At 39.6% G+C, this 14,406-nt stretch carries 20 protein-coding genes and 1 pseudogene; 13 read left to right on the top strand and 8 right to left on the bottom strand.

The genetic code is table 11. The features are described 5' to 3' along the window. The 11 genes and pseudogenes from QZ735_RS16050 to QZ735_RS16100 all read left to right on the top strand — a co-directional run. Nucleotides 1–1,235, top strand: a 1,235-nt coding sequence (locus QZ735_RS16050) for an RHS repeat-associated core domain-containing protein (protein WP_294250455.1), incomplete at its 5' end; no start/stop codon positions are given. A 2-nt stretch (nucleotides 1,236–1,237) separates the two neighbouring features. After that, nucleotides 1,238–1,648 (top strand): hypothetical protein, encoded by a 411-nt coding sequence (locus QZ735_RS16055; RefSeq protein WP_294250457.1) that lies wholly within the window; start codon nucleotides 1,238–1,240, stop codon nucleotides 1,646–1,648. 533 nt (nucleotides 1,649–2,181) lie between these two features. Beyond that, nucleotides 2,182–2,592, top strand: coding sequence for a hypothetical protein (locus QZ735_RS16060; RefSeq protein ID WP_294250459.1), 411 nt, complete (start codon nucleotides 2,182–2,184; stop codon nucleotides 2,590–2,592). Nucleotides 2,593–2,633: 41 nt separating this feature from the next. After that, a pseudogene (locus tag QZ735_RS16065) lies at nucleotides 2,634–2,951 on the top strand (RHS repeat domain-containing protein); the annotation flags it as partial. Between the two features lie 8 nt (nucleotides 2,952–2,959). After that, nucleotides 2,960–3,637 carry a hypothetical protein gene (locus tag QZ735_RS16070; protein WP_294250462.1) on the top strand — a complete coding sequence of 226 codons (678 nt, stop codon included), beginning with the start codon at nucleotides 2,960–2,962 and terminating at the stop codon, nucleotides 3,635–3,637. Between the two features lie 4 nt (nucleotides 3,638–3,641). Continuing rightward, nucleotides 3,642–4,145 carry a hypothetical protein gene (locus QZ735_RS16075; RefSeq protein WP_294250465.1) on the top strand — a complete coding sequence of 168 codons (504 nt, stop codon included), beginning with the start codon at nucleotides 3,642–3,644 and terminating at the stop codon, nucleotides 4,143–4,145. Next, nucleotides 4,142–4,279 (top strand): RHS repeat-associated core domain-containing protein, encoded by a 138-nt coding sequence (locus tag QZ735_RS16080; protein WP_294250505.1) that lies wholly within the window; start codon nucleotides 4,142–4,144, stop codon nucleotides 4,277–4,279. Before QZ735_RS16075 ends, QZ735_RS16080 begins: the two co-directional genes overlap by 4 nt. A 210-nt stretch (nucleotides 4,280–4,489) precedes the next feature. Further along, a complete protein-coding gene (locus QZ735_RS16085; protein ID WP_294250468.1) occupies nucleotides 4,490–4,876 on the top strand; it encodes a hypothetical protein in 387 nt (128 codons plus the stop codon). A gap of 172 nt (nucleotides 4,877–5,048) precedes the next feature. Beyond that, nucleotides 5,049–5,429 (top strand): hypothetical protein, encoded by a 381-nt coding sequence (locus QZ735_RS16090; protein ID WP_294250471.1) that lies wholly within the window; start codon nucleotides 5,049–5,051, stop codon nucleotides 5,427–5,429. A gap of 283 nt (nucleotides 5,430–5,712) precedes the next feature. Continuing rightward, the gene (locus QZ735_RS16095; protein ID WP_294250474.1) at nucleotides 5,713–6,174 is read left to right on the top strand and encodes a hypothetical protein; all 462 of its coding nucleotides are present in this window, start codon (nucleotides 5,713–5,715) and stop codon (nucleotides 6,172–6,174) included. Nucleotides 6,175–6,304: 130 nt separating this feature from the next. Continuing rightward, nucleotides 6,305–6,757, top strand: coding sequence for an HAD domain-containing protein (locus QZ735_RS16100; protein WP_294250477.1), 453 nt, complete (start codon nucleotides 6,305–6,307; stop codon nucleotides 6,755–6,757). A gap of 187 nt (nucleotides 6,758–6,944) precedes the next feature. Here QZ735_RS16100 and QZ735_RS16105 read toward each other — a convergent pair whose 3' ends face one another. Next, nucleotides 6,945–7,310, bottom strand: a complete 366-nt coding sequence (locus tag QZ735_RS16105; RefSeq protein WP_294250481.1) for an SPW repeat protein — start codon at nucleotides 7,308–7,310, stop codon at nucleotides 6,945–6,947. Nucleotides 7,311–7,544: 234 nt separating this feature from the next. Here QZ735_RS16105 and QZ735_RS16110 point away from each other — a divergent pair, with 234 nt between their 5' ends. Continuing rightward, nucleotides 7,545–8,363 (top strand): head GIN domain-containing protein, encoded by an 819-nt coding sequence (locus QZ735_RS16110; protein ID WP_294250483.1) that lies wholly within the window; start codon nucleotides 7,545–7,547, stop codon nucleotides 8,361–8,363. Here the strand turns inward: QZ735_RS16110 and QZ735_RS16115 are convergent. From QZ735_RS16115 to QZ735_RS16145, 7 genes are all read right to left on the bottom strand, one after another. Continuing rightward, nucleotides 8,360–10,246 carry a monovalent cation:proton antiporter-2 (CPA2) family protein gene (locus QZ735_RS16115; protein WP_294250487.1) on the bottom strand — a complete coding sequence of 629 codons (1,887 nt, stop codon included), beginning with the start codon at nucleotides 10,244–10,246 and terminating at the stop codon, nucleotides 8,360–8,362. The two genes, QZ735_RS16110 and QZ735_RS16115, sit on opposite strands and share 4 nt — an antisense overlap. An 8-nt stretch (nucleotides 10,247–10,254) precedes the next feature. Further along, nucleotides 10,255–10,776 (bottom strand): NAD(P)H-dependent oxidoreductase, encoded by a 522-nt coding sequence (locus QZ735_RS16120; protein WP_294250490.1) that lies wholly within the window; start codon nucleotides 10,774–10,776, stop codon nucleotides 10,255–10,257. Between the two features lie 304 nt (nucleotides 10,777–11,080). Further along, on the bottom strand, nucleotides 11,081–11,884 hold the full coding sequence (locus QZ735_RS16125) for a hypothetical protein (RefSeq protein ID WP_294250493.1): 804 nt from the start codon (nucleotides 11,882–11,884) through the stop codon (nucleotides 11,081–11,083). A gap of 2 nt (nucleotides 11,885–11,886) precedes the next feature. Next, nucleotides 11,887–12,060: a hypothetical protein gene (locus tag QZ735_RS16130; protein ID WP_294250495.1), complete on the bottom strand. Its 174-nt coding sequence runs from the start codon at nucleotides 12,058–12,060 to the stop codon at nucleotides 11,887–11,889. Nucleotides 12,061–12,125: 65 nt separating this feature from the next. Beyond that, nucleotides 12,126–12,938 carry a YgcG family protein gene (locus tag QZ735_RS16135; RefSeq protein ID WP_294250497.1) on the bottom strand — a complete coding sequence of 271 codons (813 nt, stop codon included), beginning with the start codon at nucleotides 12,936–12,938 and terminating at the stop codon, nucleotides 12,126–12,128. Beyond that, on the bottom strand, nucleotides 12,919–13,350 hold the full coding sequence (locus QZ735_RS16140; RefSeq protein WP_294250499.1) for a TPM domain-containing protein: 432 nt from the start codon (nucleotides 13,348–13,350) through the stop codon (nucleotides 12,919–12,921). Before QZ735_RS16140 ends, QZ735_RS16135 begins: the two co-directional genes overlap by 20 nt. Then, on the bottom strand, nucleotides 13,350–13,958 hold the full coding sequence (locus QZ735_RS16145; protein ID WP_294250502.1) for a LemA family protein: 609 nt from the start codon (nucleotides 13,956–13,958) through the stop codon (nucleotides 13,350–13,352). The genes QZ735_RS16140 and QZ735_RS16145 overlap by 1 nt, the downstream gene beginning before the upstream one ends. Before the next feature lie 71 nt (nucleotides 13,959–14,029). Between QZ735_RS16145 and QZ735_RS16150 the strand changes: the two genes are divergently transcribed. Continuing rightward, nucleotides 14,030–14,406, top strand: a 377-nt coding sequence (locus QZ735_RS16150; RefSeq protein ID WP_294250503.1) for a dihydrofolate reductase, incomplete at its 3' end; no start/stop codon positions are given.

Consider the following 14,406-nt stretch of genomic DNA (forward strand, 5'->3'; position numbering starts at 1 on the left):
AGGTAAGGAACCTCTTTGGCGGAAGCACGGAGACCCGTAACATCACCACCAAGTACCTGTTCCGGGCCGATGGCACGAAGCTGAACAAGCTTTATACCTACGGCGTTGCCAAGAATCAGTCGGAAACGTATCAGTTGACAGAATATCTGGACGGTTTTCAATATGAAACAAAGGGTTCTTCTTTAAGGACACCCCGGATCTTGAAGTTTGTTCCTACTGCTGAAGGCTATTATAATTTTGAAAATAATAAGTATATTTACAACTATGCGGATCATCTGGGAAATGTCAGACTCAGCTACTTCCACAATGGCAGCAGCATAGAAGTTCTTGAGGAGAATAACTATTATCCGTTCGGTCTGAAACATGAAGGTTACAACCCGACAGCAGGGAATCCGGCGTACCAGTATAAATACAACGGCAAGGAACTGCAAACCGAGAGCGGGATGTATGATTACGGAGCCCGGTTCTATATGCCGGATATAGGAAGATGGGGCGTAGTGGATCCTTTGGCGGAAAAGCACAGAAGACATAGCTCTTATAATTACGCAATTAACAATCCGATACTATTTATTGATCCAGACGGAAGAGATATCAGGTTCGGAGATAATGTTTATTCATATGAAAAAAATAGAGATTACAGTAAAATTAAAAACGAATTTGATAGAAAAACTTATGAGGCGTTAGATCATTTATATTCTACCGGTGCTCTAAATGTCACAATAGGTGAAGGTAAAGAGGCTAAAACGGTAAATATCATGGATGAGATGATTAATGATAAAAAGAATACTTTTACGATCAATGAACAGGCAGAAGGTGGTAAGAAAAATGAGTTTGACCCTAATAGTAAATCTGTAAAATTCAATACATCAGAAGGTATAAGGTTTAGGAAGGATGGCACAAAATCAACATTGGAAGAAGGTAATGTCGGTTATAACAGCCCTTCCTCTAGACTTGGTCATGAAATAATTCATGGATATAATTTTTTTTCAAATCCAAAAAAATATGGAGATAGAAAACGAAATGATTATTCTAATAATATTGAAAAATCAATATATACACCAGAAAAAGTAAATATTGGGTTTAAAAATGAAGAAGAAGAATATACAACAACAAATTTAGGGAATCAAATGAATGTGAAACTTGGGGAAGATAAAAGAACTAATTATGGAATAATACCTTATACAGTAGAAAGTGTCACATCAACAAAAATTAAACCACCTTTAACTCCAAAATAATCATGAAAATTAAATATTTCTTATTAATACTGTTAATTACTATATCATGTAATAACCAAAAAGTTATGTTGTATTATTATAATGGATTAGAGATAAATAAAAATAGTACTTGGGGATCTTCACTACAAATTTTTTTTATGGGGGATCAAGATATGGTGAAAGTTCCAATAAAGAATAAAGATTTGGAAAATGAAATATCAGTGGTTAAAGAAAAAATTATATCAACAAATAACATTATTGTTCCTGATGATGGTAATTATACATTTGCATTTATTAGTAAAAAAGATACATTGTTTGCCGATAACAGATTAGAATTTTGGAGATATAAAGATAAAGGAATTTCATATAAGTTGAATCATTTTTTAACAATGAAAATATTGAAACAGTATAAACTAAATCCTAACCAACAGTAGAATCAGCTGTACAAAATACTCTGAATTTGAGCGGATAAAAATAAATCGCTTGCAATTTACACTGCCTTAAAAAGTTATATAATCTTAAAAGGTTTAATTTTAAAAGAGTATAAAAAATATAAAACAGTAGACTTAAAATTAATGATTATTTAAAAAAATGTAAGTGTAAGTTGTTGATACATAACACACAGTAGCTTTTGAAGAAACCTTTATTATCCTTTTGAGGTAATAGTTCTTTTTCAATATTTGGGGTCATGAAATAATTCATGAATATAATCTTTTTTCAGATCCAAAAAAGTATGGAGAAAGAAATCGTAATAAATATGATAATAATTCTGATAAGTTGATAATGACACCAGACAATAGAAATTTAGGCTTTCCAGATTAAGAAGAGGAATATACAACAATAAATTTAGGGAATCAAATGAATGTGAAGCTTAAAGAAGATAAGGAACCAATTATGGGATAATACCTTATCCTGTAGAAAGTGTTACATAAACAAAAATTAAGCCACCTTCAAATCCAAAATAATCATGAAAATTATATATTTATTACTAATGTTATTGATTGTTGCTGCATCGTGCAATAATCAAAGGACTGCATTATTATATTATAGTGGTACAGCTAATAATGGCAAATATGTCTTAGGTTCTAATTTGAATTATTTCTTTTTGAAGGATGGTGATATAATGAAAACTTTTATTGATAATAAAAGATTTAGTGAAGAGATTTCAAAAATTAAAGAAGAAATTATTGGGAAAAATAACATAGTTAGTCCTGATGATAGCTATTATGTATTTGCATTTCTTACACAGAAAGATACATTGTTTGCAGATAACAGATTAGAATTTTGGAGATACAAAAATAAAGGTATTTCATATAAATTAGATAGTTCTTCAAAAAAAATCATACTTAAGCATTATAAATTAAATCATAACAGATAATATTACATTTCATTCTGGTGCTAGCTTTTAGTTGACGCCAGTATTAATATAAAGATCATTTGGGAAATGTACGGCTTAGTTATTTTAATAATGGCAGCAGCATAGAAGTTCTTGAAGAGAATAATTATTATCCTTTCGGTCTGAAGCATGAAGGCTACAACCCGACAGCAGGAAATCCGGCGTACGAGTATAAGTACAACGGCAAGGAGCTACAGACGGAAAGCGGGATGTATGATTATGGAGCCCGCTTCTATATGCCGGATATCGGGAGATGGGGCGTGGTAGATCCGTTGACAGAGAAATATTTTAATATATCACCATTTAATTATACTGCAAATAATCCTATTCTTTATATTGATCTGATGGGATGGAATTAGACTTGAGTAATATAATGAAGAAAGGTAATGAAGAGCAATATAAAGCTTTTGCATTTTTTGCTAAAACAAAAGAAGGACAAGCTTTTTTATCTAAATATATGGAGAAGGGGCAAAGAGTTGAATATGGAGGGAAGACTATTTTTGAAGCCAAGGCTAATGGAGAATATCATAATAAAGGTATAGATCTTTCATATGGAGTCAAAACAAATTCCTCCGTAGGAGGGTCTACAACAGGCAAAATTAAGGGAGATAAGAAGAATGTCTCTATTTTGATTTCAAATAAAGCATATGGCGATTCTGGCAGTCAGTTTTTTAATACCTTAAGACAAATAGTTCACGAATCTTTTGTTCACGCTGATTTGGAAGCTAATGATCTTCAAGATGACGGTTATCTTAATTCAAGTAGCATTCCAAAAGAATATAGAAAATATGATACTTGGGAATCTCAACATGGGCAACATTATTATATCCAGAATGAGTATTTAAAAGATCCTGCAAATAATAAGGTAAATGTATATACTAAGCAAGGGTTTCAAATTCTTAAGCAAGCAAATGATGCTCTAAAATTAAAGCTAGGTAATTCTCAGATAAAAACCGAAATGTGGAATTTTAATGGGTCTATGATAAAAGTAGATAAAAATGGAAGCCTCAAACATAAAGATCAATAGTTGTATGAAATCAATTAGTATTATAATGATTAGTGTACTCCTGCTTTCGTGTCATAAGGAAAAGCAAGAGTATATTGAAGTATCATTGGGATTTAGTATGAATCCTAATGAACCAAGAATTGGAATCCTCATAAATGATAAAGACTCTTTGTATGTATGTAAGGAAGATTTAATATCAGTTGACAATGGTTTGAAATATAAATATTTTAAATCTACTCAAAAGATTAATTTTGCTTCTTACAAAAAAAAAATATTAAACTCTTTTTATGATTCAATTCAATTTAAGAGTACTCCTGATGCTCAGCCACGACAGATAAATTATTATTTAAATGGAAAGAATCTCAAATTTAGATTTTACTCAGATGAATTATCAAAGAGTCAAGAGAAAATTATTGAGGACCTGATTTTATTAAAAGAAGATAAAAGACTTAAAGAAATTCCTTATCATAAGTTTTCACGAGATTTGCTAGATTCTAAAATTCCTAACCCGCCACCTCCACCTAAATAACTTTACACTACAAGTACAAAAGAAAAGAACTGCAAACCGACAGCGGGATGTATGATTACGGAGCCCGGTTCTATATGCCGGATATTGGAAGATGGGGCGTGGTAGATCCGCTGGCAGAGAAATTTAGAAGATAGTCGCCTTATAATTATACAGTTAATAACCCGATTAATTTTGTAGATCCTGACGGAAGACAAATTGAACCCGGAAGTCAAAAAGATTGGGATAAGCAGAAACAGTCTGTAGTTTCAGAAAGGGACGGGTTACAAAAAAAAGTTGACAACTTAAATAGCAAAGCCGCAGAAAAAGGATGGAGTGCTGAAAAACTGGCAGGAAAAGTTGGAAATATGCAAGATCGTATTAATAGTTTAAATGGAACAATTTCTAATTTAGGAACTTTAGAAAGTAGTAAGCAGATTTATAGTTTGTCAAATATAGGAACAGGAACGGAAGGAGGCATTACTTGTGATATTAAAGCTGGGAATGTTGTAATTGCATATGGAACAACTGGAAATTTCGTTCATGAAACAACGCACGCAGGTCAATTTGAAAGTGGAGACATTGGATTTAGTAGTAATACTGGACAAGTTATAGGACAAGATATCCAAGATGAAGTATCAGGATATAGGGCCCAATTTGGCTATAATCCTTCGTCTGTTTCTGGCTTATCTTCTACTTCAGGAATAATAGCAAATTCATTCGGGAGTATTACAGCAGGTTGGGTACAAGGTTAGGTGGTGGTACATTATACAATCCTGGTGGAAGCGCAAATACTGGAATATTGCCAGTAAATATGAGTTCTACAAAGTCTGATTTGATCAAAACGTATCCTCATCAAACAACAACTCTTCAAAGTTTACCTAATAATTTTATATTAAAAACAGACCCTTCGGTTTACTATAAAAAATGATAAAGATAATAGGATATTTTATTTTGTGTATATCATTCGTTTCCTGTGCTTCTGCTAAGCAGATAAGTGAGAATAATATTATTGGTGTTTTTTACAATAAAAAATCATCAACGAGAAATACCTTAGGCTACGAATATACTCTTAAAATTGAAAGAGAAAATAGATTTAGTCTGTTTCAGCGTTTTCAAGATGCTTCACCAAGATGTGATGGTTATCGGGAGCTGAAAGACGGTGTTTTACTCTTGAAATGTACAGATAATGAGAGTGCAATAGATAAACTGTCAAATGCTTATATGAATCAACGAGATTTTAAAATAAAAGTTATAAATAAGAATAAGCTAGAATTAAGTAATCGTATAATTTTAAAAAGAAAATAAGCAAAAACCCCAGTTGCGCAAAGTCTGTAAATTTGAGCGGAATAGTTTTTTACTTTTATAATCTCTGATTGTAAGATCAAGAAATCTTGTCACTAAAGCTCTATCTTCATCATTCATCTTCTGTATTACTTCAAATTTTCAGGCTGGAAATGAATTACTACTGAAAAATCCACAGGCTTTTCCGACGCAAATCAATTTTACAGAAGCTATAATACCAAAAACGGGAAAGGTAGTTCCAATGTATGGTAATTACAAAGCAACTTTTGGCGAATAATTATATTGCATGTATACAGAAATAGAACAACAGACATTAGATATTGATTGGTTTTTTACCGATGGTAAATATATTGGTTTCATCGCTTCCGGAGCGGGAAAAGTACCTGAAACAGTTGCAAATTCAAAAATAAACAATAAGAAATTAGTATCTTATTTTAAGAGCTTGCCAAAAATATCAGATGTGATGGTAAATCCTTTGTTAGATGAATTGTTATTTAATATATTTGGAAGTGGTGGTGCTGAAAGATATGTAAGAGATTTTATATATTATACTCAAAGAGGCCTGTATTCTTTTGATAAAACCAATTTAAATAACTTTACAGATCATCGTTATCACCTGGTGGCCAGTCCGGTAAATCCTTTAAAAATAATTGATTTACCATCAGATATTTTAGACATTTTAATGCAAACAAAATTTGAAGATAATATAGATTTGATAAAAGATTTGGATGCTTCCGGAATAAAGTAAGCATTCGGAAGATGGTTAAAATTGAAATAACATGGTGTTTCCGGTTAGACAAAATTGAATTAATGATCTGGACTGAGGGATTTGATCCAAAAGATTTCGGATGTATAGTACTTTAATAAATAGAGATAGGATGAAAATTTTTCTGGATATAGACGGTGTGATGGTTCACAATAATCCATATAAGAAAGTAGATATGGAAGAAGATGGATTTTATACATTCAATACAGCTGCTGTAGAAGTCATCAATTCTTTTACCGATGATGATATAGAAATAGTTTTGTCAACCTCGCACAGATTCAGATTTGATATTCAGGAATGGAAAGATATTTTTCAAAGGAGGAATATTAAATGTAAAGAGATATCTATTATAGATTTAGAACTGAATTCTAAAGTATCAAGAAAAGAAGAAATAGAAAAATGGATAGAGGAGAATAAAATTGATCATGATGATGTACTCATAATAGATGATGACAAATCATTAAATGGATTATCAGAAAATTTGAAACGAAGATTAATTTTAACAGATCCTTACATAGGGCTTAACAAAGCTGTTCTACAAAATTTTCAATTTTTAAGCAGATAACAATAAAAACCATCATAGTCGTGATGGGTTTTTCTTTTTCTACTGTAATCTTCTCCAAAAACCCCACCATTCAAAAACAAAATTCATCCTTCAAAAACACAATCACAGCCCAACCAATAACAAAAAAACCGGGTTCCCCATCAGGGAAACCCGGTCTATCACATTGAAAAATTAAAGGAGCTGTATATTAAATCGGTCCTGTTTTCGCAACGGTGGAAGTTGCTTTTCTGGAAAGCAGGACGGCTGCAATTTCAAAGGCGCCGAGGATAACATGCGGCAGGTAGATCCGGTCGCTGAAGCCGAAAAGCCATGGGGAAGCCAGTAGGACAATACCGGCGACCAGGTCGATGGTCAGATGCACCCGGTAGGGGATGATCCGGGCCAGGGCATATTCGTAATTGGTGAAGAGGCTGTAGACCAGGGTAGAGGCACCCAGGACTACGGGAACCATCGTGGCAGCCGTATCATCGGCAAACCCCAGCAGCCATGGAGCGGCAATAAGCAGGAGGCCTACGAGGTAATCCAGAATAGCATGTGTTTTTGATGAAATCATAATCGGTATGTTTTGTCGGTGTGTATTGATGATAGTCCAATATCTGTGCCCCGGGAAATAAATAAGTGGTATAAGTAATTGATTTTTAATTGTTTTTATCACCGATCCGATAGAAAAAAAAGATGTGAAATCTCCGCTTTATGATCATAGTTATATAATTCCTGCGCAGGATGTAATATTTTTTATAAATTAGTTGTCATTAATAGATACAATAACCTATAACACGATGAGTATATGAGATCAATCCCTTTATTTATGCTTTCCGCATGTGCCTTACTGGCCTCGTGCGAAGGTAAACACGACCGGCACCGGAATACCGGAAAAGACAGTTGGGTAGAAAAAGTAGTGGCCAAGGATGACGGACCCATGAGGCAGAGGGAAACGGCCGGCAGCTTTGATGAAATCGAGGTTTCCCAGGCAATTGATGCAGAAGTGGTGCAGTCGGATGTTGAAAAGGTGGTGATTTCCGCACCGGAGAACATTATCGATGAAATATTGGCGGAGATCAGCGGCGGCAAGCTCCACATCCATTATAAGCCGGGCATCCGGGTGATGGATAGCCATAACGTGTCTGCCAAAATTTATGCAAAGGACTTTTCTAAGCTGGAAGCCAATTCGGCAGGGAAAATTACCGTTAAGGATAAATTCGTGCAGGACAAAACGGAAATCGAGATTTCCAGTTCATCATCGGTCTCCGGAGACCTGGAAGCCAACAAGCTTGAAATTTCCGCAGACAGCAGCGGAAGCTTCAGCGGGAAAATATGGGCAGTAGACCTTGAAGTGGAGGCTTCTTCAGCTGCCAGCATCGATATTTCCGGGAAAGCGAAAAATGCCGATATTTCTTCCTCTTCCGGGAGCAGCATAGAAGCGAAAGAGGTAATCGTCCAGAACCTGAAAGCCGATGCCTCCAGCGGGGCAAGTGTATCCGTAAGTGCCTCATCATCCATTTATGCGGAAGCTTCAGCAGGCGGCAGTGTTGACGTTTATAAAAAGAACAGCGTGAATTCAGTCACCAAGGAAGAGAGCAGCGGCGGAAGCGTAACCATTCACTAATCTGTCTTTTCCGGCGATTCGTCTTCGTCATCCTTTGACGGGTCTTCCCACTGCAGGTTATCAAAATTAAGATTATCATAAGCAAGCAGATCCTCCTCGCGTTGGAGGATTTCTCTTGTGGTGAAAAGATGGATCTCATCGTCTTCATCCGATTTGGCGAGTTTGGCAATAGATGCCTTATCGATGGCCATAAACCGCTGGCCCAGCCTGCGGGCCGCATACTTACGCATTCCGGTCTCGTGAAGGACATCTACGGCCATATCCACTGCAGTGCCTAAAGTCTCGCGGTAAATCTTGTCGATCCCGTTATTAAGGTAATTGTACGCATCGATCCGGTTTTTTGCCCTTACGAATATTTTTACCTGCGGATAGTTCTCCCGTACCACTTCGGCTATGAACTTATTGTCATCAGGATCATCCAGGCAGAGCACCAGGATTTCGGCGTCTTCAATTCCGGCGGCCCGCAGTGTGGGAATCCGGGTAGCGTCACCGTAATAGACTTTAAAACCGTAGCTTCTCAGCAGCTTCACCCGGTCAGGATCACGGTCCAGTACCGTGGCGGAAACCTTATTTGCTTTCAGGAGCCGGCCCACCGTACTGCCGAAATGCCCGAAACCTACGATGATGATTTTTTTCTGGCGGATGCTGCCGTCCATAATGTTAAAATCGTTATTCTCATCCGGAACTTCCCTGATGAGCCGCGGAGTGATGAGCTTGTCATTGATGATCAGCAGGAATGGTGTGATGCACATCGTAATGGCCGTCACCGCCATCATCTGCGCATTCAGTTCGGAACTGAATAGGTAAAGGCTGGAGGCATAATTGATGAGCACAAAGGCAAATTCTCCCACCTGCGAGAGGGCAAATGCATAGAACAGGCTTTGCGGTGTATCGATTTTGAAAAATTTCCCGATAATATACAGAACGATAAATTTAACGGCCAGTACGGCAAACACCGTGGTGAAGATGAACACAGGATCTTCAGCAATGACATTGAAATTCATGGTAGAGCCCACACTCACAAAAAAGACTGCCAGCAGCAATCCTTTGAAAGGATCGATCTGGGCTTCCAGTTCATGGCGGAATTCACTGTTGGCCAGCATGACCCCTGCCAGGAAGGCACCCAATGCGGGAGACAGCCCGATACCGATCATCAGCTCCGAAACCCCGATCACCAGGAACAGGGAAGAAGCCGTCAGCAGTTCCGTCATTCCCGATTTTGAAACATATCGCAGGAAAGGGACAAAAACATACCTTCCCAGCAAAATGAGCAGGGCAACGCCGAGGATCACCGTGGCAAACTGCATCCACTGCGGAAGATTCTGGATGATGACGTGGATTTCATTATCGTTGGCTGTGGCTTTATGGTGGGCCATCAGCGGCAGGATCGCCAGGATCGGGATCACAGCGATATCCTGGAAAAGCAGGGTAGAAAACGAAGCTTCGCCGGCCAGGGTATTCAGGCTGTTTTTTTCCTGCAGGGTCTGCAGTACGATGGCGGTGGAAGAAAGGGCAAAGCACATCGCAATGGCAACCGCTTTGTCCACCTGCCAGCCGGCCCAGAGAAAGATAACGAAGAGCAGCGAAATGGTCAGCAGCATCTGCGTCATACCGAGGCCAACGATCTTTTTCCGCATCTCCCAGAATTTCCGGGGTTCCAGTTCGAGGCCTACCAGGAAGAGGAGCATGATGACCCCAAACTCGCTGGCATGCATAATATCGTCTACATTTCTTCCCGTCAGTTTCAGGACATAAGGCCCGATGATAATTCCGCCTGCGATGTAGCCGATCACGGAACTCAGTCCGAATTTCCTGGCCAGCGGAACCATAATAATGGCAACGCCCAGGAAAAGGAGGGTGTTCATGGCTAAGCTGGTTTCCATATTCTATTTTATTTTTTTAGCAGTTCGGTAAATTCCTGTTTGTGCAGGATGATTTGTTTCTTCGACAGTTTGTTGGCCTCATAGACCACTTTGATGTTCCGGAGGTCGGCTTTGAAAACCTTCAGGGAAACCACAAGCCCGCTGATCAGCTCTTCTACGGTAAAACCATAGGTGCCTTCCCTGCTGAAAGACCGTTCCCTTCCTCCTGTGGTGACCAGGATATGGACTTCTTTGCCTTCCAGCGGATTAACCTGACCGTCCAGCAGCCAGTCGCGGTCAAAGACTTCATCGATCCATAGTTTCAGCAGGGGCGGCATGCCGAACCAGATCAGGGGAAACTGGAAGATGAAACGGTCATAGTTCTTAAGCCGTTTCCGTTCACGGAAAGCCGCGATATGAAAATCCGGATACTCCTCATACACGTCGCGGAGGGTAAAATGCTGGTGCCGGACATAAAAATTGATGAGCTCGGAATTCGAGTTTGAATGCTCTAAATAAGGATGCGCAAAAACCACCAGCGTTTTCTTCATAATCTGTTTTTAGTAAATATAATGAAAAAAAACCGGATAAAAAGGCTGTTTTTAACAAATTTGTTAAATTTTGAAAGGAAAAAAAGGGAATACCATATATTATGCAGCTCCGTCCGGCTCCGGGAAATCCTTTATTTTCCCTGGGAAATACGGCAGAGGCAGGTTGATACTGAACAGCTGAATTTTCCATAAAGGTGGAATCTGCAGTAAAGGCCGGTAAAGGTGATGCAGGCAGGAAGCGTCCTGTAACCTCAGTTCCGGAAGAAGACCATGCAATCCTATTCGGGGGGATTGGGGGGAGATTTTACAGGTCCGTATTCGAATCAATCAGGGTATTCAGTTCATCGGAAGTCAGGTCGCTTTCCTGAACTTCCGTCAGGTTGAAATACCGGAAATTGATGTTGATGATATCATTGTTGGGAATTACCAAGTAACGGCTTTCTATCTCGTAATATCTCTTGTGGTAATCTTCCTCGTTGTCATCTTCCAGCATCCTTCGGATCGGGAACTTCAGGTGTACTGCTTCCAGGTTGCCGTTGCTGTCGATGTAATAATTGAACAGGGTTCCGCTGTACAGGATGTTTTTACCGTTCACTTTGCAAAGGACGTTTACAATTTTTTCAGTAATGTTTTCATAGTTGTCGGGAACATCGGGAAAATCCAGGCATTCGCCGGAGAAGATGTAATGCCATTTGTTGGAAAACCGGAGATAGCGTATTTTTCTGTCGGCTTTTGTAAGGCGGATGACTTTCCGGGTAAGGTAGCCGCTCAGGAAAGCAAATGAAAAAACGAAGAAGTTGTAGAAGAAGATCTGGAATTTGAATTCTTCAATACTCCGGAAATTATTGCTGACTACCCCGTTAGTGGTACTTCCCAGCATGAGGTTCCCCAACGTTTCAAAATCGATGCGATAGCTGGAATACCGGTTCACCAGGAAAATGCCGATGCTCTGCAGGATCAGGGCCGGAATAATGGATAGCGTAAGTTCCGTAACAATATTTTTGTTAGGGTTGCTGATGCTGAGTTTGGAAGAGTGGTAAGAGATCCTGGCCAGGAAACCCGGCGCTAATATGATGAAGATGATAATTGTCGTAAAGGCAATATTCATGCTCAGCCCAGTTCTTTAACCCTGAAAAACTTATCGCCGATTTTTACAATCTGTGATTTTGAGTTGCTGGAACTGATTTTATGCGCTACCCGTACAAAGGCACTTTCTGTTTCCGGAGTGAAAACAGGCCTTTCCTTCTTATTGAAACTGAAAAATTTGGTTCTTTTGGTAGGCATACAGTGTAAATCTTTTGTAAAGATATAAAATTATAAATACATCCAAGTCTTTTAGAACGAATATTTTACCATCCGCCTGAAGCCCCGCCGCCGCCAAAGCTTCCGCCGCCGCCAAAACCTCCGAATCCTCCTCCGCCGCCGGAACTTCCGCCGCCGAATCCTCCGCCGCCAAAGCTTCCCGGGAACGGGAACGGAAAAAATCCGCCCGGGTAATTCCTACGGCCTCTTCTGGAAATGATAACGTCATCGTCATCGTCGTTTCCTCTGCCGCCGCCCCTGTTCCTGAAGATAATGGCAATGACGATGAAAATGATGATAGCCACCACCACTATATTGCCGGCACCTTTTTCACTGCCCGTCTTATTTTTTTTCAGGGGCTTGAATTTTCCCTGTACTGCTTCCATGATTGCGGATGTTCCCCTGTTGATGCCTTCATACCATTGGCCTTTCTTGAAATTCGGGGTAACGATGTAATCCAGGATCTGTCCGGCAACGGATGCTGTCAGGTATTGTTCCACTGCCCGTCCCTGCTGGATAGACATCGTATGGTCTTCGGTGGCAATCAGGAAAACCACGCCGTTATCCACATTTTTTTGCCCGATGCCCCATTTCTCCCCGAACATGGTTGCCAGGAAATTCACATCCTCGCCTTTGGTGGAAGGGATGATCACTACTTCAATTTCGGTAGAGGTAGAATCTGCAAAGGCAATCAGCTTTTTATTGAGGTCATCCTTTTCCTGCTGGCTTAATAAGTGGGCTTCATCATACACGGGATAGAGCACCTTCGGCTTTTCGGGTACGGTGTATTGTGCCGGTACAAAAACGTACAGGCAGACCAGTAAAAATGAAAAAACGGTATTAAGAGAAGGTAATTTCATTGGAAAGCTCATTGGTGTTTTCTCCCGTTACGGGAAAATGTTTTTTCAGCTCAAGGCCGGTTTCCAGAATGCCGCTTTTCAGCGCTTTATAATAATTTCCCCTGGCAAATTCAGCGGTCATGAAATCATGCAGGTGGTCCCAGTAGGCCTGGCTCACCTTTTCATGGATCGCGGTATCCCCGATGATGGTCAGGTATTTCTGTTCGAAATTTACATGGAAGAGTACGGCATTGCGTTCTGCGGTCCTGTTCATGCACAGCTCTTCAAATACCCGGAATGCAGTTTTCGCACTGTCGGTCTCGGTATTGGAATCGATATGCACGCGGATTTCACCGGTAGAATGCTCTTCCGCTGACCCGATCGCTTCCGCCAGGGAAGCGATCTGCTGATCTGTCAGGAAATTACTTTTCATTATTCTGAAAATACATCAGGCGCTTTCTCAGCACCTGCTGCTGCTTTAAAATAAGGTTTCTCTTTGAAATTCGTGAAGTTGGCCAGGATGTTGTTCGGGAACGTCTTGATAGAGGTATTATAATCCTGTGCCGCCTGGTTATAATATACGGTTTCCGTTCTGATGCTGTTTTCGATCGCGGTATATTCCCTCTGGAAATTGATGTATTGCTGGTCGGCCTTCAGGTTAGGATAGGATTCCACAACGGCCATCAATCTGCTTAAGGCTCCTGAAAGTTCACCCTGTGCAGCCTGGAATTTTGCCAGATCCTGCTCCGTCATATTGGTAGGGTCAATATTAATGGAAGTAGCTTTCGAACGGGCTTCCACTACCTGGGTAAGGGTTTCCTTTTCAAATTTGGCATAGGATTTTACCGTCCTCTCCAGATTTGGGATCAGGTTGGCTCTTTTCTGGTAAACGGTTTCTATATTAGACCATTTGGTATTGACATTCTGTTCTTTGGTAACGAAATTATTATAACCGCTTTTTCCCCAGAAGAATAAAACGCCCACAATAACAAGGAGCGCAATCCCGATGGTTCCGGCGCTCAGACAGCCTCTGTTTTTCATAGTTTATTTTTTAAATTTTTGTGCTAACCAAATATACAAATTATGTGCTAATTTTGTAAAAATTTATTTTCATGACAACAATCGTAGTGGCCCTGGGGCAAAACAATGAAATCGGTTTTGAAAACCAGCTGCTCTGGCACCTTCCGAAAGATCTGAAACATTTTAAAGAAATAACGTCCGGGCATCCGGTGATCATGGGCCGCAAAACCTATGAAAGCATCGGGAAGCCGCTGCCCAACCGTACCAACATTGTTGTCTCCCGGAAAACCGACTGGTTCGAGGAAGGGGTCCTGATTGTAGGAAGCATCAAGGAAGCAGTAAAGTTTGCTAAAAAGATCGATGAAGAGATCTTCATCATCGGAGGCGGAAAGATCTACGAACAGACGATGGATTCCGCAGACCGGCTTGAAGTAACCCGGGTAATGGCAGACCTCAACGGCGATACTTT

The organism is uncultured Chryseobacterium sp. (assembly GCF_913776365.1).
GTDB lineage: Bacteria > Bacteroidota > Bacteroidia > Flavobacteriales > Weeksellaceae > Chryseobacterium.